Raw genomic sequence first — 23,729 nt, forward strand, 5'->3', positions numbered from 1 at the left:
ACGCTACCCGTTCGCCCAGGCCAGGAGCCGCTCCTGCGGCCAGGTGTTCACGATCCGTTCGGCGTCGATGCCGGCCTCCTCGGCGCGCTCGCAGCCGTAGACCTGGAAGTCGAGCTGGCCGGGCGCGTGGGCGTCGCTGTCGATGGAGAAGAGGCAGCCGATGTCGCGGGCCAGCTCCAGCAGCCGGGTCGGCGGGTCCCGCCGCTCGGGGCGGCTGTTGATCTCGACGGCGGTGTTGCTCTCCACGCACGCCTCGAACACCGCCCGCGCATCGAACCTCGACTCCGGGCGGGTGCCCCGGTTGCCGGTCACCATCCGGCCGGTGCAGTGCCCCAGCACGTTGGTGAACGGGTTGCGGACGGCGGCCACCATCCGCGTGGTCATGTCGGCGGCGTCCATCTTGAGCTTGGAGTGCACGCTGGCGACCCGGAGGTCGAGCCGCGCGAGCAGCGCGTCCTCCTGGTCGAGGGCGCCGTCGTCGAGGATGTCGACCTCGATGCCCTTGAGCAGCGTGAACTCGCCCCCGAGGTGCGCGTTGACGGCCTCGACGACGTCGAGCTGCCGCGCCAGCCGCTCGGGGCTCAGCCCCCGGGCGACGGTCAGCCGCGGCGAGTGGTCGGTGAGCACCAGGTAGTCGTGGCCGAGCTCGATCGCGGTGAACGCCATCTCCTCGATCGGCGAGCCGCCGTCGGACCAGTCGGAGTGGGAGTGCAGGTCGCCGCGCAGCGCCGCCCGCAGGTCGGCCCCGGCTCCGGTCAGCGGCCCGCCGTGCTCGCGCTCGAGCTCGGCCAGCCGGTCGGGCAGCTCACCGCGCGCGGCTGCGGAGATCACCTTGGCGGTGCTCGCCCCGACGCCCGGGATGTCGGTCAGCGTGCCGTCGGCGACCGCCGCCGCCACCTGCTCGGGCGGCAGCGGCAGGATCGCGGCCGCGGCCTTGCGGAAGGCCTTGACCTTGAAGGTGTCCTCCCGGCCGCGCTCGAGCAGGAACGCGATCCGGCGCAGCGCGGCGACCGGTCCCCCGTCGTACGGCTCCGACACGCCGGCCTCCTCGCGACTTCTCGCCGGATTTCTTTCGTCCACACCCGGTGGACCGCCATTGTTGCTGGTCACGGCCCGGTACGGCGTACCGGGCCGCCGGTCGTCCACAGCGCTGTCCCGGACCCGTCCACCGTCCGGGCGGATCCTCCACAACGTCATCCACAGGTTTGTCCACAGGCTGTGGCTCCGCCGCATTGACCGCGCCCCGCCGGGCTCCTAGCGTCCTACCCCAGACGAGGCCTCCGGGCCGTCGGCGGACGCTCGCAAGGGGAAGGCAAGCGTCCATCGGCGGACCGGGGGCCTCTCGTCACGTCAGCGCACGGTGCTCAGCGGCCGGCGAAGACCGGCGGCCGCTTCTCCTGCGCCGCGCGGATGCCCTCCTGCAGGTCCGCCGTGGCGAGCGTGATCGGCTGCGCCATCGCCTCCCACTGGATCGCGGCCTCGAAGTCGGCGTGCCCGCCGTCGGCGAGCGCGAGCTTGGTCAGCTTGCTGGGGATCGGGGCGGTCGCGGCGATCCCGGCGGCGGTGTCGAGCACCTCGTCGAGCAGCGCGGCCGGGTCGTGGACCCGGGAGACCAGGCCGAGGCGCAGGGCCTCGTCCGCGTCGACGACGCGGCCGGTGAGCAGCAGGTCGCGGGCGTGGGCGGGACCGACGACGTCGGGCAGCAGGTGGGTGGCGGCCATCCCGGGATGCATCCCGAGCTTCACGAACGGCACGCCCATCCGCGCGCCGGCCGCGGCGTACCTCAGGTCGCACGCGAGCGCGATGCACAGGCCCGCCCCGATGGCCGGGCCGTTGACCGCGGCGATCGTGGGCACCTCCAGCCGGCGGATCGAGAGCCAGGCCCGGTAGAACGCGATCATCCGGGTGCGCAGGTGGTCGACGGTCGCGTCGGGCTCGCTGGCGATCCAGGAGGTGTTGCCGCCCGAGCAGAACGCCGAGCCCTCGCCGGTCACGACCACGGCGCGCACGGTCGGGTCGGCGGCGAGCACGTCGACGGCCCGCACCCAGGAGGCGGTCATCTCGTCCGACATCGCGTTGCGCTGGTCGGGGTTGTCGAGGGTGAGCAGGGCGACCCCGTCGCGGGGGCGCTCGAGGCGCAGGTGGGTGAGCTCAGGCATGCGGACAACCTACTGATCCGCCTCCGGACGCGCCGTGACCAAATTCATCGGCCGGAGCGCGAAACGGTGTGCCTGCGCCACGCTCAGCCACGCGTGTCGTAGGGTCGGAGGCGGTCTGGCGGCACCCCGCCGGGCTCCGACGGGTCTTCCCCCTTCGCCCCGTCGCGACGACCGAAGAAATGATTAGGCAAGGAGGCCGTCATGGCGGAGACCTGGAGCGGCGAGTTCTACTGCGTGAAGTGCAAGGAGAAGCGCGAGGCCGAGGGCGAGATTCGCGTCAACGACAAGGGCACCAAGATGGCCAAGGCCGTCTGCCCCGTCTGCGGCACGAACCTCAACCGGATCCTCGGCAAGGCCTGACGCTCGCGTCAGCCCACGAGTTCCACGGCGGCGCCTTCCCGGTCTCGGGGAGGCGCCGCCGTCGTTCTCGGGCATCCCGTCGGCCCGGCCTGTGGATGACGCGCTGAGCGTCCGTCCCGGCGGGTAGACCACCGGCCATGAGCCTGCTGCGACCCGGACTCCACGTGCTGCGCCGCGACGACCGCCACCTCCAGGTCGGGCTGGACCCGCCGTGGCGGCTGGTGGTGCCGGACGAGCCCGACGTACGCCGGTTGCTGGCGGACCTCCAGGCCGGGGACGCTCCCTGCCCGGCGACCCCGGTGGGGCACCGCGTGCTGCGCGAGCTCGACGACGCCGGGATGCTGCGCCGGGCGGCGCCCCCACGCGGGCGGGTGCACGTGACCGGCCCGGACGTCGTCGCCGCGGAGGCGCGCCGGCTGCTGACCGCGGCCGGGGCGGGCGTGACCGCGGACCCCGGCGCCGCCGACGTCGCCCTCGTGCTCGCCGCCGGCGAGCCGGCCCGGGACCCGATCGACGACCACCTCCGCGCCGGCCGGCCGCACCTGGTCGTCACGGCCGGCGCCGGCGGCTACCGGGTCGGCCCGTTCGTGGTGCCCGGCACGACCGCGTGCCTGCGCTGCGTCGACGCGCACCTCGGCGAGCACGACCCGCGGCGGGCGGTGGTGGTCGAGCAGCTCGCCGGGCGGGTGGGGGGCCCGGAGGACCCGGCGCTGGCGACCGTGGCGACCGCGTGGGCGGCGCGCGACGTGCTGCGCTACCTGAGCGGCGAGCTGCCGACCTCGTGGTCGGCGACGCTCGACCTCGGGCCGGCGTGCGGCGCCGTACGACGCGACTGGGCGCGGCACCCCTACTGCGGTTGCTCCTGGGCACAGTGGGCCGGCCCGGGCTGAGCGGTCACCACCACTCGCTGTCGAGCTTGCCCTCCATCGCGCGCAGGTTGCTGCGCGAGCACTCGTCGCAGAAGGTGCGGCGCCGGCCGTTCTCGACCGCGACGGTCCAGGTCAGCGTCTTCGCCTCTTCGGTCTCCACCCGGCCGCAGAAGTCGCAGGTCGTCGACATGAGCCCAACCTAGCCCGGAACGCCGAGAGCCGGCTCCGACGCTGGTGCGTCGGAGCCGGCTCCCGGTGTCGGTCACCCGTGGTCGGGTGAGGTGATGGTCGGTTAGAGCGCGCGGGCGAGGGCCAGACGCGCCTGCTGTGCCGCCTGCTCGGCCTTGCGGCTGAGTCGACGGGCACGGGCCAGCCGGTACCCCAGCTGGAGCTGCTGCGCCTCTCCCAGGCGCATGGACATTTGCGCTCGGGCCAGTTCTTCGTGGAGAAGGTTCATGTCAGGAAGTCCGTTTCGGTTCGTGATGACGTTGGTGTTCATGGGTGTCGTTCTGCTTTCTGGCGCTGCTGGTCGCTCAGAGCGTCCGGGCGAGGGCGAGTCGGGCCTGCTGAGCGAGCTGCTCGGCGCGCCGGCTGGTGCGCTCGGCTCGGGCCAGACGGCGCCCCTGACGGCACTCGCGTGCCTCACCCAGGCGGGCGCTCACGTTCGCGCGGACCAGGTCCTCGTGGATCGGGTTCATCTCGGTGTCCTTTGACGTCGTTGTCGGTCGGAGTATGTGCGGGAGGTGGTGCGGGGACGGGTGGTGCAGGTGCTCAGGCGGCGACCTCGTTCTTGCGGGGCCGGCCGCGGGGGCGCTTGCGCGGAATCACCACGCCTTGCAGGAACAGCTGGCCGCCCCAGACGCCCCACGGCTCGCGCCGCTCGAGAGCGCCGTCGAGGCAGAGGTCCCGGACGGGGCAGCTCTGGCACAGGGCCTTGGCGAACTCCACGTCGCTGGGGGACTCGGCGAACCACAGCTCGGCGTTGTTGGTCCGGCAGGGCAGCAGCTCGTCGTCGACGCGGTCCGCCTCGTCGTGGAGCTGGCCGAGAGTCAGCTCGTAGCCTTCGGCAGTCCCATCGGGGCGGGTGAGCTCACTGATGGTCATGTCTTCACCTCCTTCTGACCTGATCGCTGTGGGTGACGCGTGGTCCGGGAAACAGAAAGGCCGCGGATCCCGGTTCGGGTTCCGCGGCCTGGAGGCTGCCGATGGCTGTTGTGTCTCAACAGGTCGGAGGTCTCCAGGCACTGGTCCCCGGGAAGTAGGCCTGGGCGAGGCCCATGCCGCCCTTGACGGCGCCCTGGGTGGCCGCTGCGCGATCGCGCACGACGGTCGTCGTGGCGAGGCGGGAGGAGGCCGGAACGGACGCGCCGAAGGCGTGGCCGGAAATGGGCATGCCGAAGCAGGACGGGGTCTGAGCCGTCATCCAGAGCTTGGTGCTGTTCACAGGGGCCACCTCCTTCGGTGATACGTGCGCCGGTCCTGCCAAAGACCGTGTTGCGCGGCGGTTAGTGAGAGGAAACTATCGGCTCGCGCGTGTAATGGGCAAACGATTTAGTGCCTATTTCCGAAATTTTTCTGCCAGACGCCTCGTGTCCACTCAACCGACCAGGGCGAGCACGTCGTCGCCGTACTTCTCGATCTTGGAGCGGCCGATCCCGCTGATCCGCAGCAGCGCGTCGGGGGTGCGCGGCTTGTGCTCGGCGATCAGCTGGAGCGTGGCGTCGGTGAAGACCACGAACGCCGGCACGCTCTCCTCCCCGGCCCGCTCCTTGCGCCACTCGCGCAGGCGCTCGAAGAGCGCCTCGTCGTAGGAGGCCGGGCAGTCCGCGCAGCGCCCGCGCTTCTTCTCGGCTCCGGTGGCCAGGGGCTTGCCGCACTCGCGGCAGCTCGCGACCCGCCGGTTGCGCGGCTGCTCGGCCGGCACGCGCGCGGTCTCGGGCAGCAGGGGGTCGAGGAACCGGGAGGGCTTGCGGGAGGCCCGACCGCCCGGGTTGCGGGCGAGCGACCACGAGAGCAGCAGCTCCTGGCGGGCGCGGGTCATGCCGACGTAGAGCAGCCGGCGCTCCTCCTCGATCGCGGCCGGGGTGTCGGCGTAGGTGATTGGCAGGGTGCCGTCCTGGAGGCCGCAGAGGAAGACGGTGTCCCACTCCAGGCCCTTGGCGGCGTGGAAGGTCGCGAGCGTGACCCCGTCGGCGACCGGCGCGTGCTGCTCGGCGGCGCGGCGGTCGAGCTCGTCGACGAACGCGTTGAGGTCGGCTCCCTCCCCCTTCGCGAACTCGGCGGCCTGGTCGACCAGCGCCTGCCAGGACTCCCACCGGTCGCGGGTCTGGCCGCGGGCCGTGGGCGCCTCGGGGTTCCAGCCCATCCCGGCCAGGATCGCCGCCACCTCGTCGACGATCGCCCCGGACGCCTCCCCGGACCGGGCGGCGCCCCGGATGCGGGTCACCGCCTCGCGGACCTCGGGGCGGTCGAAGAAGCGGGCCGCGCCGCGGACGACGTAGGGCAGCCCGCGGGCGGCGAGCGCCTCCTCGAACGCCTCGGACTGGGCGTTGATGCGGAACAGGACGGCGACCTGACCGAGCGCCTGTCCGCGCTCGCGCAGGCGGAGCACGTGGGCGGCGACCGCCTCGGCCTCGGCGACCTCGTCGGAGCGCGGCGTGTAGGAGACCTCCGGGCCCGACGGGCGCTGCGCGCGCAGCTGCACGCCGCCGCTGAGGGTGCCGGCGAGCAGCGTGTTGGCGGCCTCGACGACCTCGGGCGTCGAGCGGTAGTTGCGCACCAGCTCGATCGAGGCCGCGCCCGGGAAGCGGGCCGGGAACCGCTGGCGGAGGTAGCCGGCGTCGGCGCCGGCGAAGGAGTAGATGGTCTGGGCGGGGTCGCCGACGACGCAGATCTCGTCCCGGCCCCCGAGCCACAGCTCGAGCAGCGCCCACTGGATCGGCGAGACGTCCTGGAACTCGTCGACGACGAACCACTTGTACTGCCGGCGGACCTGGGCGGCGACCCGCTCGTCCTCCTCGAGCAGCCCGGCGGTCAGCAGCAGGACGTCCTCCATGTCCATGCGGCCCTGGCTGCGCTTGGTCTCCTCGTAGGCCGCGTAGATCCGGGCGACCGTCTCGTGGTCCTGCCCGGACACGGCGCGCCCACGGGAGCGGGCGAGGCGGGCGTAGTCGTCGGGGGTGACGTTGCTGACCTTGGCCCACTCGACCTCGGACGCGAGGTCGCGCAGCAGCGCCTGGTCGGCGTGTAGCCGCTGCCGGCGGGCCGCGGCGGCGAGCATGCCGATCTTGGACTCCGTGAGCGTCGGCAGCTCGGTGCCGTGCACCCTGGGCCAGAAGAACCGCAGTTGGCGCAGCGCGGCCGAGTGGAACGTGCGGGCCTGGACGCCGCCCGCGCCGAGGCCGCGCAGCCGCGACCGCATCTCGCCGGCGGCCCGGGTCGTGAAGGTCACCGCCAGCACCTCGGTCGGCGCGTAGACGCCGCTGGTCACGCCGTGCGCGATGCGGTGCGTGATCGCGCGGGTCTTGCCGGTGCCCGCTCCGGCCAGCACCCGCACCGGGCCGCGCAGCGCCTCGGCGACCTGGCGTTGCTCGGGGTCGAGGGCGGCGAGCAGGTCGGGCATCTGCGGGAACAACTCCTGGGCCGGGATGGTTGGATCCGGTGGACGATCCACACCCTAGACGCCGGAGGCGACAGTCCTGATGAGCGGTTCCTTCACCATGTACAGCACCCCGGCGTGCGGCTACTGCCACCGCCTGAAGAGCCAGCTCGACCGCGAGGGCATCGCGTTCGACGTCGTCGACATCGAGCAGCAGCCGGAGGCCGCGAAGCTGGTCGAGTCGGTCAACAACGGCAACCAGACCGTGCCCACGCTCGTCTACGCCGACGGCACCGCCCACACGAACCCATCGCTCGCACAGGTCAAGGCGAAGCTGGCCGAGCTGGCCGCCTGACGGCGGTCACCACTGGCCGGGCAGCGGCCCGCCGTACCAGTGCTCGACGAGTGAGCGGCTGATCGAGACGCCCTGCGGGAGCAGCAGCGTGCCGGCCTCGGCGAGCTCCCTCATCTCGGCGCGCGTGAACCAGCGCGCGTCCTCGAGCTCGTGGTCGTCGACCTCGATCGCGGTGCTGACCGCGCGGCCGACGAAGCCCAGCATCAGGCTGGCCGGGAGCGGCCACGGCTGGTTGCCGAAGTACTCGACGTCGCCGACCACGACCCCGGACTCCTCGCGCACCTCGCGGCGTACGGCGTCCTCGAGCGTCTCGCCGGGCTCGCAGAAGCCCGCGAGCGTCGAGTAGCGACCGGCCGGCCAGACGGCCTGCCGGCCGAGCAGGCACCGCTCGTCCTCGGCTCCGGGCTCGCCCGAGGTGACGATCATGATCACCGCGGGGTCGGTGCGCGGGAACTGGACGTGGCCGTTGGCGCAGGCCAGCTCGTGGCCCGCGGCGCGCGGGCTCAGCGGCCCTCCGCAGCGCGGGCAGAAGCGTGTGACGAACAGCCACTCCGCCAGGCCGAGCGCGTGGAACACCAGGGGCGCCCCCGCCAGCGCGTCGTCGGCGAGGAACGGCAGCAGGCCGCGCAGCGGGGTCCACTCCCCCTGCGCCGTCTTCGACACCTCGGCGTCCACGATGACCGCGAACCAGGCCCGGCCGTCGTGCTCGCCGAGCAGCACCCGGAGCCCCTCCGGGGCGTCGGCGGGTGCGACCCAGTCCAACCCGCCGTCCGCCGGCCGCACGCGGGTGCCCGACACGACCAGCACGCGGGTCTCCGGGTCGGACCACCGCTCCTCGAGCCACGCGTCGTCGGCGCGGCGCGCGCCGGCGCGGTCGTGGGGGTTCGCGGAGAGGCGCTCGTGCTGGTAGGTCACTCCCGGGAGGCTAGCCGTAGGCTCCTCACACGTGAGCACGCACATCGGCGCCCAGCCCGGCGACATCGCCCCCCTGGTCCTGCTGCCTGGCGACCCGCTGCGCGCGCGGTGGATCGCCGAGACGTTCCCCGAGGACGTCCGCTGCTACACCGAGGTGCGCGGCATGTACGGCTTCACCGGCACCTGGCGCGGCCACCGCGTCTCCGTCCAGGGCTCGGGCATGGGTCAGCCGTCGATGGCGATCTACGTCAACGAGCTCTTCGACGCCTACGACGTGCAGTCGATCGTGCGCGTCGGCTCCTGCGGCGCGATGAGCGAGAGGCTCGCCGTACGCGACATCGTCATCGCCTCGGGCGCCTGCACCGACTCCTCGATGAACCGGATCCGCTTCGAGGGGCTCGACTACGCCCCCGTCGCGGACTTCGGGCTGCTACGGGCGGCGCACGACGCGGCCACCGCCGCCGGGCTCGACGAGGCCGTGCACGTCGGGCTGATCTACAGCAGCGACTCCTTCTACCCCGCCCGCCCCGAGCTCGCCGCCCGGATGGTCGACTACGGCGTGCTCGCGGTCGAGATGGAGGCCAGCCAGCTCTACACGCTGGCCGCCAAGTACGACCGCCGCGCGCTGGCGATCTGCACCGTCAGCGACCACATCGTCACCGGCGAGGAGACCACCGCGCAGGAGCGCGAGCAGACCTTCGGCGCGATGGTCGAGATCGCGCTCACAGCGGGCACCGCGCAGGACTAACCCCCGCGGCCGGGGCGTTCACCGGAGGTGGAGATCCTCGACGCGGTGGTGATCGGAGCCGGCCAGGCCGGGCTGTCCGCGTCGTACCACCTGACGCGCCGCGGCATCTCGCACGTCGTGCTCGACGCCAACCCGGCCCCCGGCGGCGCCTGGCAGCACCGCTGGGACTCGCTGACCATGCACGACGTGCACGGCATCGCCGCCCTCCCGGACGCCGACTCCCCCACCGACGACGCCGGACGGGCCAACGTCGTGGTGCCGGCCTACTTCGGCTCCTACGAGCGCGACCACGGGCTGCCGGTGCTCCGGCCGGTGCGGGTCGACCGGGTCGAGTCGGTGGGCGACCTGCTGGTCGTGCGGGCCGGCGACCGGAGCTGGACGACGCGGACGATCGTGAACGCCACCGGCACCTGGACGCAGCCGCACGTGCCGCACTACCCCGGCATGGAGACCTTCCGCTGCGAGCAGCTGCACACGGTGGGGTACCCGGGCGCCGAGCACTTCCGCGACCGGCGGGTCGTGGTGGTCGGCGGCGGCGCCTCGGGCGTCCAGCTGCTCGGGGAGATCGCGCCGGTGGCCGCCGACACGCTCTGGGTGACGCGGCGCGAGCCGGTGTGGCGCACCGACGACTTCACCGCGGAGGCGGGCCGGTCGGCGGTGGCGCTGGTCGAGGACCGGGTACGCCGTGGCCTGCCGCCGGCCAGCGTCGTCAGCGTCACGGGGCTGGCCCTGCGCGAGCAGGAGCGGGCCGCGGAGCGGCTGGGCGCCTACCGGCGGCACCCGATGTTCACGAGGATCGAGCCCGACGGCGTGCGCCTCCAGGACGGAGCGCTCTGGCCGGCCGACGCGATCCTGTGGGCGACCGGGTTCCGACCGGCGATCGCGCACCTCGCTCCCCTGCACCTGCGCTCCGAGCACGGTGGCGTCCAGCTCGACCGGGCGGGCACGACCGCGGTCGCCGACCCGCGCGTGCAGCTGGTCGGCTACGGCCCGTCGGCGAGCACCATCGGCGCGAACCGGGCCGGTCGCACGGCGGCACGCGGCGTCGCCGCGTGGCTCGACCGGCGGGCGGACGGCCACAGCACCGGCGCCTAGCGTGCGGGCCGGCGCTCAGCCGCTGACCAGCGCCTCCAGCGCCTGACGCCCCGGCAGGTCCTCGGGCTCGACGACCTCGCCGGTGCGGACGTAGTAGAAGGCGACCCGCACCGACTCCACCGGCACGCCGTGCAGCTCGGCCCAGGCGAGGCGGTAGATGGCGAGCTGGAGCGGATCCGCCGTGGCCGACCGGTTGGTCTTCCAGTCGACGAGCAGGAACGTGCCGTCGCCCTCGAGGTAGACCGCGTCGATGCGCCCGCGCACGACCTGGCCGCCGAGCACCAGCGCGAACGGCGCCTCGACCTGGAAGGGCGTCCGGCTGCCGAACGGCCCGGACTCGAAGGTCGCGATCAGCTCCTTGAGGTCGGCGTCGTCGTCGATGCCGGCGTCGCCGCGGCCCGGGAGGTCGCCGTAGTCGAAGAGGTCCTGCTGCCCGAACCGCGCCTCGACCCAGGCGTGGAAGCGGACCCCGAAGCGGGCCGACGACGACGGCGGGCGCGGCATCGGCCGGGCCAGCTCCCGCGCGAACGCCGCGGCGTCGTCGCGCAGCCGCCCGAGCGCGGTCGCCGACAGGCTGCTCGGCAGCGGCACGGCGATCTCGGTGCTCCGGTCGGCCCGCGCCTCCTCGACCAGGCGGTCGAGCTCGGCGTCCCAGTCGGCCACCTGGGCGGCCTCGATCATGTCCAGCCCGACGTCCGCGGCACCGGGGTCGGCCTCGCGCACCCGCCGGGCCGCCTCGATGCGCAGCGCCGCCTCGCGGCCGGTGCCGGTCGGCGGCCACGGCCGGGACGGGTCGACCGCGTCGTAGGGGTTGGGGTCGCCCTTGACCGGCTTCTCCTGCCATCCCTCGAGCGGCTCTCCCCACGCGGCGAGCTGGTCGCGCACGACGACCTGGTAGTCCGACGGGCCGAACGGCGTGGCCCGCGGGCTCCACAGGTAGGAGGTGACCGCCAGGCGGTGCGCGGCCCGGGTGAACGCGACGTACCCCAGCCGGAGCTCCTCCTCCGCGTCGTGGTCGCGGGTCGCGGCGCGGTAGGCGTCGAGGGCGGCCTTGTCGTGGCCCGCCAGCTGCGGCAGGTCGTGGGCGTCGCCGCGCAGCGGCGCCGGGAGGATCGCGGGCGAGGAGGTCCACAGCGTGCGCGAGCGGTTGGACGGGAAGCGGGTCTCGCAGACGCCCACCAGGAACACCGCGTCCCACTCCAGGCCCTTGGACCGGTGCACGGTGAGCAGCTTGACCGAGTCGGCCTCGGTCGGCGTGGCGACGTCGAGGCCGTTGCCCTGGTCGTCCTCGGCAGTGAGGTAGGCGAGCAGCGCCGGGAGGGTCACGTCGCCGTCGACGGCCTGGAAGTCGGCGACCGCCTTGACGAACAGGTCGACGTTGTCGCGGCGGGCCGCAGCCGCCGGGCTGACGGCCGAGGCGAGCTCGACGTCGGTACCGCTGGTGTCGATGATGCGGCGCACGATGTCGAGCAGCGGCTCGCCGACGTAGGTGCGCAGGATCCGCAGCTCGCCGGACAGCAGCGCGAACCGCTCCAGCGCCTCGGGCGAGTAGGGGTGCTCCCCGGGGTCGGCGAGCGCGTCGTCGAGCGAGGGGATCTCGGCGGGGTCGATGCCGTCGGCGATCTCGAGGAGCTGGTCGGTGACCGACGCCGAGGCCGCCCCACGACCCTGCCGGCCGGCGATCTCGAACGCCCGGCGGCTGAGCAGCCGGAGGTCGCGCGGCCCGATCGCCCACCGCGGACCGGTGAGCAGGGTGAGCAGCGCGGCGTTGGCGGTGACGTCGTGCAGCAGGTGCAGGGTGGCCACGACCTCGGCGACCTCGGGCAGCCGGAGCAGCCCGGAGAGGCCGACGATCTCGACGGGGACGCCGGCTCCGGTGAGCGCGTCGAAGACGTCCTCGGCGTGGGCGTTGTCGCGGGTCAGGACGCCGATCTTGGCCCACGACCCGGTGTGCGCCTCCTTGACCGCGTCGACCAGCCACGCCAGCTCGTCGGCGTGGGTCGTGAAGACCCGGGTGCCGACCTCGCCCGGCTCCGCTCCCGGCTTGGGGACGAGCGGCTCGACCTGGGCGAACTTCTCGTAGAGCGGCGCTGCGAGCCGGTTGGCGACCTCGAGGATCCGCGCGTCGGAGCGGCGGTTGACCGTGAGCGGGTAGGTCGGCACCTCGCCGCCGTCGGCCGCGGGGAACGTCTCGGCGAAGCCGAGGATGTTGGAGACCGAGGCGCCGCGCCAGCCGTAGATCGCCTGGTTGGGGTCGCCGACGGCGGTCACCGCGTGCCCGTGGGCGAACAGGCGGGAGAGCATCACGGCCTGGGCGACCGAGGTGTCCTGGTACTCGTCGAGCAGCACGACCTTGAACCGGCCCCGCTCATGGGCGCCGACGTCGGGCTGCTCCGCGGCGAGCCGGGCGCCGAGCTCGATCTGGTCGGAGAAGTCCATCAGCCCGAGGTCGCGCTTGAGGCGGCGGTAGGAGTCGACGAGCCCGAGCAGCTCGGCGCGCCGGTCGATCGCGGAGATCGCCTTCTCGACGGCCTCGCGGTAGGTGACGCGGTTCTTGCCCGCGACCTCCTCGGCCAGCGCGCGCTCGAAGCCGGCGCGCGCCTCGGCGTCGAGCTCACGGACCCGGACGGGGCCGACGAGGTGCTCGCTCATCGCGCTGTCGAGGGCGAGGAGGTTCTGGATCACGGTGGCCGGGTGGTCGCTGAGGTGCCGGATGTCGCCGGTGAACCGGTCGACCGCCCGCGCGCCGAGCTGGTAGCGCGCCGCGTCGGTGATGACCCGGGTGTCGGGCTCGTGGCCGATGCGCAGGCCGTGGTCGGTGAGCAGGCTCGCGGCGTAGGCGTTGTAGGTCGCGACCGTCGGCTCCAGGACGTCCTCCGCGCCGGCATCCAGCAGAGCGTCCTCCGGCTCCTCCAGCGCCCCCGCTGCCTGGAGCGCGCCCCGGATCCGGGCGCGCAGCTCGCTGGCCGCCTTGGTCGTGAACGTCAGGCCCAGCACCTCCTCGGGACGGACCTGACCGGTGACCACGAGGTAGACGACGCGCGCGGCCATCAGCGTGGTCTTGCCGGAGCCGGCGCCCGCGATCACGACCGCCGGCGCGAGCGGGGCGGAGATCGCCGCCCACTGCTGGGCGCTCGGGGCGTAGGCGGTGCCCATCACCGCCTGCAGCTCCTCGGGGGTGCGGATCTGTCGGGGCGTCACTGGCTCGTCACCGACCCTGCGCTCTTGATCGGGCAGATGGGCACGAAGCCGCAGTCGCGGCAGTGCTGGCCGGCCACCGCCGGGAAGGACTCGGCGCGCAGCAGCGACGCGGTGTGGCGCAGCTGGTCGCGCAGCGCGGTGCGCCCGGGTCCGTCGTCGGGCTGCACGTCCTGGACCTGGACCACGGCGGCGTCGCCGCCGTCGACCAGGCCGAGCTGGATCAGCTCGGCCCCGCCGGCCGGGGCGTCGGGCGCGACCTCGGCGACGGCACCGTGGTCGACGGCGAGCTGGTAGAGGCCGAGCTGGAGGTGGCTCTCGACGGACTTGTTGCTGGGCTTGGTGCGGCCGGTCTTGAGGTCGACCACGACGACGTTGCCCTCGGCGTCGAGCTCGAGACGGTCGGCGTAGCCGGTGAGCCTCACGTGCTCGCCGTCGTCGAGGGTCACCACGGTCTCGAACTGCGCCTCGGTGCCGACCAGTCGGCGCGGGTTGCCGAGGTGCCACTGCAGGAACCGGGCGAGGGCGGCCCGGACCCGCTCGTGCTCGCGGGCCTTCGACCACGGGGTGCGGAAGTCGAGCCGGTCCCACACCGCGTCGACGTGCTCCATGAGGACGTCGACCGCGGGCTCGACCTCGCCCGTGGCGACCCGCTGGGCGAGCGCGTGGAGGAGCTCGCCGAGGTTGGCGGACTGGTGGGCGCGGGCGATGCCGCCGGCCTCGCGCTCGAGGAACCACTGGGTCGGGCAGACCATCATCGACTCGAGGACGCTCGCCGAGACCGGCACCGGCTGGTCGGGGTCGCGCACCGGCTGGACCGACCGGGTGGCCGCGCGGGTGCCCCACCAGGTGGACGGGTCGGCGCTCGGCACCAGCGGCCGGGTGCCGATGCTCTCGCCCGCGAGCCGCGCCAGCCGGCGGGCGGCGGCCGCGCGCAGCGTCTCGCTGGTCGCCGGGTCGGCCACGGTGCGGCGCAGCTCGCTCACCAGGCCGGCCATCGACAGCGGCCGCCGGGGCCGGCCGACGACCCGCTCGACGCCGACGCCCAGCTCCTCGAGGAACCGCGAGGGCTGCTCGCCGTCGTCCTCCGCCGACGCGACGGCGGTGACGACCAGCCGCTGCCGGGCGCGCGTGCAGGCGACGTAGAAGAGCCGGCGCTCCTCCATCAGCAGCTCGCGCGCGGAGACCGGCGGGACCACGCCGTGCTCGCCGATCCGGTCGGCCTGCAGCAGCGTCGAGCGGCGGCGCAGGTCGGGCCAGCCGTCCTGCTGCACGTGCGCGACGACGACCAGGCGCCACTCGAGGCCCTTGGAGCGGTGCGCGGTGAGCAGGCGTACGGCGGAGCCGCGGGCGCCCCGCTCGGCGAGCGTGTCGGCCGGGATCTGCTGCTGGACGAGGCTGGCGAGGAACGGGCGGACGCCGACGTGGTCGCGCTGCTCCTCCGAGCGCGCGGCGACGTCGAACAGCGCGCAGATCGAGTCGAGGTCCCGGTGCGCTCGTCGGGCCGCGCCGCCGCCGTGCTCGACGGAGCGGCGCAGCCGCGCCGGCCACGCGGTGCGCGACCACAGCGTCCACAGCAGCTGCTCGGCCGTGGCGCCCGCGTGCATCTCCGCGCGGGTGTCGAGCAGCAGCTGGGTGAGCGCCCGGGCCCGGCCGGCCTCGGGGCCGGCGAGCCCGTCGAGGAAGCCCGCCTCGACCACGGCCCGGCGCACCAGCTCCCGCGACGTTCGCGGTGGGCGGTCCTCGGTCTTGCTCTGCTCCTTGTCGCGGGCGCGCAGCAGCCTGGCCAGGCGGCGGACGTCGCCGGCGTCGAGGCCGCCGAGCGGACCGAGCAGCAGCGCCTCGACCCGTGCCGGGTCGAGGTGCTCGACGTGCTCGGGGTCGTCGTTGTCGAGGTTGACGACGGCGCGCAGCGCGTCGAGCAGCGGCAGCACCGCCGGGTCGCGCACCAGCGGCACCTCGTCGCTGGCGACCTCGACCGGCACGCCGGCTGCGCCCAGCGCCCGGCGCAGCGGCGGGATCGAGGTGCGGCCCGAGCGCACCAGCACGGCCATGTCGTGCCAGGGCACGCCGTCCTCGAGGTGGGCGCGGCGCAGCAGGTCGGCGAGGTGCTCGGCCTCGGCGCGCTCGGTGTCGAAGGTGCGCACCAGCACCCGACCCGGGTCGAGGCCGGGGGCCGACTCCGGGGCGAGGAACGCCTCCTTGGCGTCCTCGGGGATGCTGCCCGGCAGCGCCAGCCGGCCGGCGACGCGCTGGGACGCGACCAGCACCCGCGGGCCGAACCGGCGGGTGGTGCGCAGGGCGACCACCGCGGCCGCCGACCCGTCGGCGCGCGGGAACTCGGTCGGGAAGTCGAGGATGCCGCGCACCTCGGCGCCCCGGAAGCCGTAGATCGACTGGTGCGGGTCGCCGACGACGGTCAGGTCGCGGCCGTCGCCCGCCAGCGCGCGCAGCAGCGCGACCTGGCCGGGGTCGGTGTCCTGGTACTCGTCGACGAAGACGTGGGACAGGTGGGCCCGGAGCTCGTCGCGGTGGGCCTCCGCCTCGATCGTCGCGCGGCGGATCAGGTCGGCGTAGTCGGTGGCGCCCTGCGAGTCGAGGTTGGTGAGGTACTGGTCGAGGAACAGCCCGGCGGCGACGTACTCAGGCAGGCCCTCGGCCTCGCCGAGCAGCCGCAGCCCCTCGCCGTCGAGGCCCTTCTCGCGGGCCCGGGCGAGCACCGCGTGGACCTCGCGCGCGAAGCCGCGGGTGCCGAGGGCCCGGCTCAGCGACTCGGGCCAGGCCACGGACTCGGGGTGGTCGGTGAGCAGCTCGCGCAGCACGACGTCCTGCTCCGGCGCCGAGAGCAGCCGCAGCGGCGCCTCGTAGAGCTCCGCCGGTGCGTAGCGCCGGATCAGGCCGTAGGCGAAGGAGTGGAAGGTCGAGCTGAGCGTGGTCGACGTCGTGCGGCCGAGGCGTGCGGTGACGCGGTCGCGCAGCTGCTCGGCGGCCTTGCGGGAGAACGTCAGCGCGAGCACCTGGTCGGGCGTCGCGCCGCGCCGCTCGATGCGGTCGACGATCGCCTCGACGAGCGTGGTGGTCTTGCCGGTGCCCGGGCCGGCGAGCACGAGCAGCGGGCCGCCGGGGTGGTCGACGACGCGCTGCTGGTGCTCGTCGAGGGTCGGCACGGTGACGGCGCGGTCGGGACGGACGAGGTGGTACGTCGTCTCCGCGGTGGCCGTCATGTGGCCATTCGACCATCCGGCGCCGACAGCGCCCCACAATGGTCCCCGTGAGTCAGCGGACCGTGGCGATCCTGGCCTTCGACGACATGGAGGTGCTCGACTTCGCCGGACCCTACGAGGTCTTCAACGTGGCGGGCGAGCTCGGCGAGGGCAACCCGTTCTCGGTCCACTCGGTCGGCGTCACGGGCGACCCCGTCGCCGGCCGCGGCGGGTTCACCGTGCTCCCGACGTACGCGCTCGCGGACGCGCCGATTCCCGACCTCGTCGTGGTGCCGGGCGGCTCCGGCTCGCGGGCGCTGATGAAGGACGACCGGGTGCTCGACTGGGTCCGCGAGCGGGCGGCCGAGGTCGAGCTGCTGCTGTCGGTGTGCACCGGCGCACTGGTGCTCGGTGCCGCCGGACTGCTGGCGGGGCGGCCCGCCACCACCCACCACGACGCCTTCGACGAGCTCGCCGCGGTCTCGCCGACGACGAAGGTGATCCGCGGTCAGCGGTTCGTCCGCAGTAGCGAGAACATCCTGACCTCGGCCGGCGTCTCGGCCGGGGTCGACCTGGCCCTGCACGTCGTGCAGCTGCTCGCCGGGCAGGAGACGCGGGACCGGACGGTCACCGAGATGGAGTGGATGTGGCAGTCCTAGGCTGCCTCCATGGCTGACGGACCCCTCTCCGACCTGCTCGTGCTCGACCTGACCCGCGCGCTCGCCGGCCCGCACGCGGCGATGATGCTCGGCGACCTGGGCGCGCGGGTGATCAAGGTCGAGTCGCCCGCCGGCGACGACAGCCGCGGCTGGGGCCCGCCGTTCCTCGGCGAGGGCGAGGACCGCGAGTCGACGTACTTCATGTCGGCCAACCGCAACAAGGAGTCGCTGGTCCTCGACCTCAAGTCGGACGCCGACAAGGACGTGCTCGCGCGGCTGGTCGAGCGCGCGGACGTGCTGATGGAGAACTTCCGGACCGGCGTGCTGGACCGGCTCGGGTTCCCGGTGTCTCGGCTGCACGAGCTCAACCCGGGGCTGATCGTGCTGTCGATCACCGGGTTCGGCCACGACGGCCCGGAGGCGTCGCGCTCGGGCTACGACCAGATCGCGCAGGGCGAGGGCGGGCTCATGTCGATCACCGGCACCGAGCAGCCGACCAAGGTCGGGGTGCCGATCGCCGACCTGGTGGCCGGCATGTACGGCGCGTACGGCGTCCTCGCCGCCCTCCACGAGCGCACGTCCACCGGGCGGGGTCGCGTGGTGCGGACGTCGCTGCTCGCCGGCATGGTCGGCGTGCACGCCTACCAGGGCACCCGCTGGACGGTCGGCGGTGAGGTGCCGGGGCTGGCCGGCGACCACCACCCGTCGATCTCCCCCTACGGCATGTTCGCGACGGCGTCGGCGCCGATCCAGATCGCGTGCGGCTCGGAGAACCTCTGGCGCGCCCTGTGCGCGGCCCTCGGCTGGGACCCGGCGGAGCCGGGGTTCGCCACCAACGCGCTGCGCGTGGCCAACCGCCCGGCTCTGACCGAGCGGATGGAGGGTCTCTTCGCCGATCAGCCCGCGGAGCACTGGCTGGCGCTGCTGTCCGACGCCGGCGTGCCGTCGGGCAAGGTCCGCTCGATGGACGACGTCTACACCTGGGACCAGGCGCTCTCCCAGGGCCTGCTGCTCGAGGTCTCGCACGCCACGAAGGGCGACCTGAAGCTGCCGGGCTCGCCGATCCGGTTCGACGACAACCCCTACTCCGGTGGGCGGGAGACGCACCTCGCGCCGCCGACGCTGGGCCAGCACGACGAGTCCATCCGGGAGTGGCTCGACTCCTGAGACCGGGTCAGGGCGGGTCCTCCGACGGGGCCGGCGCGTGCGAGCGGTCGACGATGTCGAGCGAGGCGGCGGTCACGGCGTACCCGAAGGACCGGTAGGCCTCGAACTCCAGGTCGCCGAACTTCTGGCGTCCGGTCGAGGAGCGCGGGAAGTCCTTGTGCGTCAGCTGGAAGGACACGACGTCCGGCGGGAGGGTGTGCGACCAGTCGACGGACCCGCCGCCGGCTCCCTCCGATCCGGCAGGCGCCGTGCCGGGCACCTCGACCCGGACGGCCTTCACGACCACGACCTCCAGGCCGGACCCCTGGTAGACCCGCATCCACGGCGGCTGAGCACCCAGGTCCACGCGCCGCAGGTCGACGCCGAGGTCGGCCCGGACCACGCTGATCGCGTCGCCGACGGCCGACCACGCACCCGGCGGGTCGTTGCTGGCGTCGAGCACCAGGATGCGGCCGCCCGTGCGGTCCTCGACGCAGAAGCGGACCGCTTCGACCAGGCCGGTGTTGTCGAGGTGCCCGCCGTCGCTGAGGTAGACCCACCGCCGGTCCGCGGACGAGTTGCCCACCGCTTCCAGCGCCACCTGCGCGAGGCCGGGCTTGCGGGTCAGCCAGAAGGCGTCCGTCCAGCGGGCCCGGCGCTCGGGCGCGCTCTGCAGCGGGATGTCCGCCAGATCGGCAGGAGTGTGCATCGGGTTGGAGACCCACGTGCCGACGCGGATGTTGAAGAGCGCCAGCAGGAACCGGTACGGCGCCGTCTGGCTGCCGTAGCGGCCCATCAGCGGCGAGATCGCCGCGCCGCTGATCGCGACCGACGCCATGATCGAGACCCGGCCCGGGCCGGCGAACCGCTCGTAGTCGCGCATCGGCACGCAGACGTGCTGCCGCTCCTCGCGGTGCAGCGACAGCTCGCGGGCGCCGAAGACGACCGGGAACCCGCCGCGCATCGTGGGCGCCTCGTTGGGCGCCTGCGAGTTCAGGGTCGCGATCACGTGCAGCCGGGGATCCTGCTCCGCGGAGCTGCGGGCAGCGAGGTCCGAGTAGTTGTAGACGATGCCCGAGGGCAGCTGCGTGGCCCGCCCCGTGCCCTCGTCCACGGCCACCGCGAACGCGTCGGAGAGCCGCCCGCGGTAGAAGTTGTGCAGCGAGGTCGCGTTCGCGTCGAGGAGGTACGCGACCGCGCAGGCGCCGACGGTCAGGACCGCGGCCGTCATCGTGTAGAGCGGGTCGATGTAGATCATGAAGCGCAGGGTCCACAGCAGCATGAGGTAGACGACGACCCCGATCATGATGGCGAGCGGCAGCCAGGTCATCACCACGCGACGCATCCGGGCCGTCCACCGCTCCTCGACCGACGTCTCGGGGCTCGGCCCTCGACGCAGCAGGCCGAGCACGAAGAGCAGCACGGCGGTCAGCCCCGCGACCTGGCCCGGGATGCGCCGGGTCTCGGCGAGGTCGCGCGCGGCGTCGTCGTCCGCGGGCAGGAGCACGTCGTCGGCGACGTCGGCGGTGCCGTTCGACGCGACCGTCCGGGAGACCGTCGTCTCGACGCCGCAGGCGCCCGCGGTCACCTCCCGGGGCTCGTCCGGACTGACCCGGGCGAGCTCGCCGGCGACCACGGCGGCCCGGTTGAGCTGCTCGACCAGCGCCTGGGTGCACAGGGAGCGGGTCCCGAAGCCGACGCTGTCCAGCACCGACGCGGCGGTCGTGGTCGGCCGGTTGGACGTCGTGAGGTCGACGACGGCGACCGTCGCCGCGGGCAGACCGAGCACGAGCAGCAGCCAGCCCAGGCCGGCGAGGAACAGGACCCGGCGCAGCCGCGCCGACCAGTTCATCAGCCCGATGGCCGTGCTGTGCCGGACCGGGGCCACGGGCTGGCCCGCGGGTGCGTCGGCGGGATCGTCGTTCGCCGAGTCGAACGCCGAGGTGCTCCACCAGCTGACCAGCGTCAGCACGCAGATCAGGACCGCGCAGATCAACGAGAAGCCGAGCAGCATGAACCAGTTGCCGAGGTCCCAGCCCGGAGCGAGGTCGAGATCGGTACGCCGCCCCTGCGAGTTGCGGGTCAGCTCGACGACGCCGGTGATGAGGGCGAACTCCGCGCTCACCCAGGTCACCAGGCGCAGCAGCACGCCGATGATGATGATGTTGACCGCCGCCCCCATCAGCAGCGAGATCAGCCCGTCCTGCATCCGCCAGCGCGGCTCGAAGAGGTAGCGCGTGTGTCGCCGCAGCCGCTCCAGCTCCGGTGAGTCCAGACGGTAGGACTCGGTCCATTCGGTCGGGTCGGGACGGTTGCTGCCGTCGCTGCGGAACGCACGCCGCATGGCCAGCGCCGCGGCCGCATAGCTGCCGCCGCTGACCGCGAAGACGTGCGGCTCCGGGTCGGGCACGCCCTGCGTCTCCGCGCGCCGGCACGCCCGGTCCTGCACCGCCTGGTGGCCACCGAGCACGAACGCCGTGGCCCGGATGCCCCCGCCCGAGGCACCGATCGCGCGCAACGGCGGCACCTCTGCGGGGTCGGCAGGCTCCATCAGCTCGTAGACCGCCGAGGAGGTCTCGGCCGACCTGAGGACCCGCGGCGACGGGTCGTACCGGCGGATCCGCCACCACATCGCCAGCAGGCAGGCCAGGGCGAAGGCCTCGGCCGCGAGCGACACGACGACGACGTGTCCCCACCGGTCCAGGTCGTCCCACCACTCCGGTGCGTCGTCGGGCCCGGCCCAGCCGACGAGCACCGCGAGCGCGACGCCGCAGGCGACGACGAGCCGTCCGCCCCAGACCAGGATGAGCCGGAGATGGTGCCGTGGCTCCCCACGGCGGCCGACGGTGTGCTCGAGGGCGACCAGCACGGCGACGAGCTGCACCGAGACGACCAGCAGCACGATCGAGAGCAGCCCGCGCGCCCACGCGTCGACGTCGGCCGCCCTGGTGTTGTAGCGGCCGGCCGGCCAACGGTCGGCGCTGAACGCCAGCAGCGCCAGGAACAGGACCGGCCCGAGGAGCAGCAGCCCGCCGCGGATGGCCTTGCGCTGCTCGGCCCGGACCGCCGCCCTGGACCGCTCGGCGGCGAGCTCGGTCCCGGCGTCCTGGCCGGGCTGGATCCGGGCGCGGCCGCCCGCGGACGCCGGTGCGCTCTCGAAGCCCCCGGCCCGGTCGTCGATACCCGCCATCGTGATCTCCCGACCCGCGGGCGCCGACGCGGGAGGCGGCGGCGGCAGGGCCACCCCCACGATCCGCCGGAGTGAGCGCCAGGGCCATCACCCAGCCGGGGGATGGCGCTGGCAGATCGTGCGGGTCAGCCCAGGTCGACGATCGCGGCCACCGGGCCGCCGCCGTCGGGGCCCTGGTGGGCGGCCGAGACGGAGACGAAGACGGCGGGGTCGCCGGTGACGGCGGCCGTGACACCACCGACGGCCGCCTTGATCTGGCGGTGCCAGTGCACGTCGGAGTCGTCGAGCATCGCGTTGCGCCGGCCGCGGACCTGGCCATCCTGCGACGCCTCGCACTTGAGGAAGACGTTGACCAGGCGGCCGTCGAGGTCCGCGGTTCGCGGGCGCTCCGGCAGGTCCAGGCCCGCGGAGCGGATGGCCTCCCAGATGCCGTCCTGGTCGAGCGCGTCCTCCATCACCGCGTGGCCGATCCGGTAGCGGCCCCCGACGCCGGTGGCGTTGCCGACCACGACCACCTGGGCCTGGTCGAGCTCGACGCCGGACGAGCAGGAGGCCACCGAGGAGAAGAGCGAGCGGTCGTGCATGACGTCGTCGTCGGAGGGCATCTCGATCTCGCCGAGGGCGACCGCGATGCCGAGCGCGGTGCAGCCGTTGGACAGGTCCATCGACTCGTGGGTGTGCTCGGTCCACACGGTCTCGCCGCGCGACTTGGCGTCGCGGATCGTGTGGATCGTCAGCAGCGGGGTCTTGGTCTGCACGTAGTGCACGTCGGCCGGGTCGGTGATGCCGGCCCGCTCCATCGCGACCTTCACCGCGTCGGCGACCTTGGTGATCATCGGGGTGCGGCCGATGTCCTCGGGAGCGAGCCGCTCGCTCATCGCGAAGCCGACCGTCAGCCGCGGCTCGTCGCTCGGCTCCGCGTCGACGGTCGCGAAGATCGTCGCGTGCGGGCTGATCACGCCGTCGGTGCCACCCGACCACACGATCGGGACCTGCTTCACCGCCTCGGCGTCGGCGCCCTTGGCGACCAGCACCTCGCGGAACGCGCGGTCGGCGATGATCCGCGTGTAGTCGTTGACGCCGCCGTTGCCCTCGGTCTTGCCGATGATCGCGATGACGCGGGAGGCCTCCATGACGCCGTCGTCGATCAGCTTCGCGAGCTCGCTGGCGTCGGCGACCGAGTGGATCGGGACCTTGCGGACTTCGATGGCGCTGGGCATGGGGCTCCTTCGATGGGTGGCGGTCAGTTGGGTACGACGACGGTGCCGGCCGTGGCCCGGACGGCGTCGGAGATGTGGGCGAGGTCGGTGATGACGGACCGGTGGCCGCCCTGCTCGACGAACCGGCAGGCCGCGTCGACCTTGGGCCCCATCGAGCCGCTGGCGAAGTGCCCCTCCGCGGCGAGGTCGCGCATCTCGGCGGCCGTGACGACGCCGACGTCGCGCGCCTCCGGCGTACCCCACGAGAGCACGGCGTGCGGCACGTCGGTCGCGATGACGAGCACGTCGGCCGCGACGGTGCGAGCGAGCAGCGCGGCGCCGAGGTCCTTGTCGATGACGGCCTCGACCCCGTGCAGCGAGCCGTCGGTCCCCCGCACGGTCGGGATGCCGCCGCCGCCGTTGGCGACGACGACGAAGCCGGCGTCGACGAGCGCCCGGACGGCCGGGGCGTCGAGGATCTCGAGCGGCTCGGGCGAGGCGACCACGCGGCGCCAGCCCTTCTCGCCGCGGTCCTGCCAGGTCTCGCCGTGCTCGACGAGCACGGCGGCCTCGTCGGCGGGGAGGTAGCGGCCGATCGGCTTCGTCGGGTCGGTGAACCCGGCGTCGTCGGCGTCGACGAGCGTGCGGGTCACGAGCGCCGCCGTACGCCGGTCGACCCCGCGACCGGCGAGCTCGGCGTCCAAGGCGTTCATCAGGACGTTGCCGAGAGTCGCCTGGGTCTGCGCACCGCACCAGTCGAGCGGGACCGGAGGCACCACCGCTGCGGCGAGCTCGTTCTTGACCAGCAGGTTGCCGACCTGGGGTCCGTTGCCGTGGGTGATCACGACCTCGACGTCCTGCTCCAGCAGGTCGGCGACCGCAGCCATCGCGACCCCGGCCGCGGCGATCTGGTCCTCCGGGCGGGCCCGCCCGTCGGCGTTCGTCATGGCGTTGCCACCGAGCGCGAGCAGGACCCTCATGCCACGAACCTAGTGACCAGGCACCGGCGCGGCCCATGGCAGGAGTTGCCAAGCA

Annotated in this window: 21 protein-coding genes; 7 read left to right on the plus strand and 14 right to left on the minus strand. The window is 73.8% G+C overall.

Annotated elements, in window-relative coordinates:
• Positions 1-3: 3 nt before the first annotated feature.
• On the minus strand, positions 4-1,038 hold the full coding sequence (locus tag HZF07_RS08970) for a PHP domain-containing protein (RefSeq protein ID WP_309504670.1): 1,035 nt from the start codon (positions 1,036-1,038) through the stop codon (positions 4-6).
• 326 nt (positions 1,039-1,364) lie between these two features.
• On the minus strand, positions 1,365-2,159 hold the full coding sequence (locus tag HZF07_RS08975; RefSeq protein ID WP_157341036.1) for an enoyl-CoA hydratase/isomerase family protein: 795 nt from the start codon (positions 2,157-2,159) through the stop codon (positions 1,365-1,367).
• A gap of 201 nt (positions 2,160-2,360) precedes the next feature.
• Between HZF07_RS08975 and HZF07_RS08980 the strand changes: the two genes are divergently transcribed.
• Both HZF07_RS08980 and HZF07_RS08985 read left to right on the plus strand, forming a co-directional pair.
• Entirely contained in the window at positions 2,361-2,519 is a 159-nt protein-coding gene (locus HZF07_RS08980; protein ID WP_181644963.1) for a DUF5679 domain-containing protein, read from the plus strand.
• A gap of 137 nt (positions 2,520-2,656) precedes the next feature.
• Entirely contained in the window at positions 2,657-3,409 is a 753-nt protein-coding gene (locus HZF07_RS08985; RefSeq protein ID WP_157341038.1) for a hypothetical protein, read from the plus strand.
• A 4-nt stretch (positions 3,410-3,413) separates the two neighbouring features.
• Here HZF07_RS08985 and HZF07_RS08990 read toward each other — a convergent pair whose 3' ends face one another.
• From HZF07_RS08990 to HZF07_RS09015, 6 genes are all read right to left on the minus strand, one after another.
• Positions 3,414-3,578, minus strand: a complete 165-nt coding sequence (locus tag HZF07_RS08990; protein WP_181644964.1) for a hypothetical protein — start codon at positions 3,576-3,578, stop codon at positions 3,414-3,416.
• Positions 3,579-3,680: 102 nt separating this feature from the next.
• Positions 3,681-3,887, minus strand: coding sequence for a hypothetical protein (locus HZF07_RS08995; RefSeq protein WP_157341040.1), 207 nt, complete (start codon positions 3,885-3,887; stop codon positions 3,681-3,683).
• Positions 3,888-3,921: 34 nt separating this feature from the next.
• The gene (locus HZF07_RS09000) at positions 3,922-4,086 is read right to left on the minus strand and encodes a hypothetical protein (RefSeq protein ID WP_181644965.1); all 165 of its coding nucleotides are present in this window, start codon (positions 4,084-4,086) and stop codon (positions 3,922-3,924) included.
• A gap of 73 nt (positions 4,087-4,159) precedes the next feature.
• Entirely contained in the window at positions 4,160-4,492 is a 333-nt protein-coding gene (locus tag HZF07_RS09005) for a WhiB family transcriptional regulator (RefSeq protein ID WP_157341042.1), read from the minus strand.
• A gap of 115 nt (positions 4,493-4,607) precedes the next feature.
• Positions 4,608-4,832 carry a hypothetical protein gene (locus HZF07_RS09010; RefSeq protein ID WP_157341044.1) on the minus strand — a complete coding sequence of 75 codons (225 nt, stop codon included), beginning with the start codon at positions 4,830-4,832 and terminating at the stop codon, positions 4,608-4,610.
• Positions 4,833-4,985: 153 nt separating this feature from the next.
• Complete coding sequence (locus tag HZF07_RS09015) at positions 4,986-7,010, minus strand: ATP-dependent helicase (RefSeq protein ID WP_157341046.1); 2,025 nt, start codon at positions 7,008-7,010, stop codon at positions 4,986-4,988.
• Between the two features lie 79 nt (positions 7,011-7,089).
• Here HZF07_RS09015 and HZF07_RS09020 point away from each other — a divergent pair, with 79 nt between their 5' ends.
• Positions 7,090-7,341: a mycoredoxin gene (locus HZF07_RS09020; RefSeq protein WP_157341048.1), complete on the plus strand. Its 252-nt coding sequence runs from the start codon at positions 7,090-7,092 to the stop codon at positions 7,339-7,341.
• Between the two features lie 6 nt (positions 7,342-7,347).
• Here the strand turns inward: HZF07_RS09020 and nudC are convergent, their stop codons facing one another.
• On the minus strand, positions 7,348-8,256 hold the full coding sequence (nudC, locus tag HZF07_RS09025) for an NAD(+) diphosphatase (protein WP_309504671.1): 909 nt from the start codon (positions 8,254-8,256) through the stop codon (positions 7,348-7,350).
• Between the two features lie 31 nt (positions 8,257-8,287).
• On the opposite strand from nudC, the gene deoD reads away from it, so the two are divergent.
• Both deoD and HZF07_RS09035 read left to right on the plus strand, forming a co-directional pair.
• Positions 8,288-9,004 (plus strand): purine-nucleoside phosphorylase, encoded by a 717-nt coding sequence (gene deoD, locus HZF07_RS09030; RefSeq protein WP_181644966.1) that lies wholly within the window; start codon positions 8,288-8,290, stop codon positions 9,002-9,004.
• A 27-nt stretch (positions 9,005-9,031) separates the two neighbouring features.
• Entirely contained in the window at positions 9,032-10,099 is a 1,068-nt protein-coding gene (locus HZF07_RS09035) for an FAD-dependent oxidoreductase (protein ID WP_181644967.1), read from the plus strand.
• A 15-nt stretch (positions 10,100-10,114) separates the two neighbouring features.
• Here HZF07_RS09035 and HZF07_RS09040 read toward each other — a convergent pair whose 3' ends face one another.
• Together HZF07_RS09040 and HZF07_RS09045 are read right to left on the minus strand one after the other, a co-directional pair.
• Positions 10,115-13,300, minus strand: a complete 3,186-nt coding sequence (locus tag HZF07_RS09040) for an ATP-dependent DNA helicase (protein ID WP_309504672.1) — start codon at positions 13,298-13,300, stop codon at positions 10,115-10,117.
• Positions 13,297-16,521 (minus strand): ATP-dependent helicase, encoded by a 3,225-nt coding sequence (locus HZF07_RS09045; protein ID WP_157341051.1) that lies wholly within the window; start codon positions 16,519-16,521, stop codon positions 13,297-13,299. The genes HZF07_RS09040 and HZF07_RS09045 overlap by 4 nt, the downstream gene beginning before the upstream one ends.
• A 47-nt stretch (positions 16,522-16,568) precedes the next feature.
• On the opposite strand from HZF07_RS09045, the gene HZF07_RS09050 reads away from it, so the two are divergent.
• On the plus strand, positions 16,569-17,159 hold the full coding sequence (locus tag HZF07_RS09050; protein WP_309504673.1) for a DJ-1/PfpI family protein: 591 nt from the start codon (positions 16,569-16,571) through the stop codon (positions 17,157-17,159).
• 9 nt (positions 17,160-17,168) lie between these two features.
• Complete coding sequence (locus HZF07_RS09055; protein WP_157341055.1) at positions 17,169-18,326, plus strand: CaiB/BaiF CoA transferase family protein; 1,158 nt, start codon at positions 17,169-17,171, stop codon at positions 18,324-18,326.
• Positions 18,327-18,333: 7 nt separating this feature from the next.
• On the opposite strand, the gene HZF07_RS09060 is transcribed toward HZF07_RS09055, so the two are convergent.
• From HZF07_RS09060 to HZF07_RS09070, 3 genes are all read right to left on the minus strand, one after another.
• Positions 18,334-21,495, minus strand: a complete 3,162-nt coding sequence (locus HZF07_RS09060) for a hypothetical protein (RefSeq protein ID WP_157341057.1) — start codon at positions 21,493-21,495, stop codon at positions 18,334-18,336.
• A 125-nt stretch (positions 21,496-21,620) separates the two neighbouring features.
• Positions 21,621-22,715 (minus strand): barbiturase, encoded by a 1,095-nt coding sequence (gene bar, locus HZF07_RS09065; RefSeq protein ID WP_157341059.1) that lies wholly within the window; start codon positions 22,713-22,715, stop codon positions 21,621-21,623.
• A gap of 23 nt (positions 22,716-22,738) precedes the next feature.
• Entirely contained in the window at positions 22,739-23,674 is a 936-nt protein-coding gene (locus tag HZF07_RS09070) for a carbamate kinase (protein ID WP_157341061.1), read from the minus strand.
• Positions 23,675-23,729 lie beyond the last annotated feature (55 nt).

Source organism: Nocardioides agri (assembly GCF_013778305.1).
GTDB lineage: Bacteria > Actinomycetota > Actinomycetes > Propionibacteriales > Nocardioidaceae > Nocardioides > Nocardioides agri.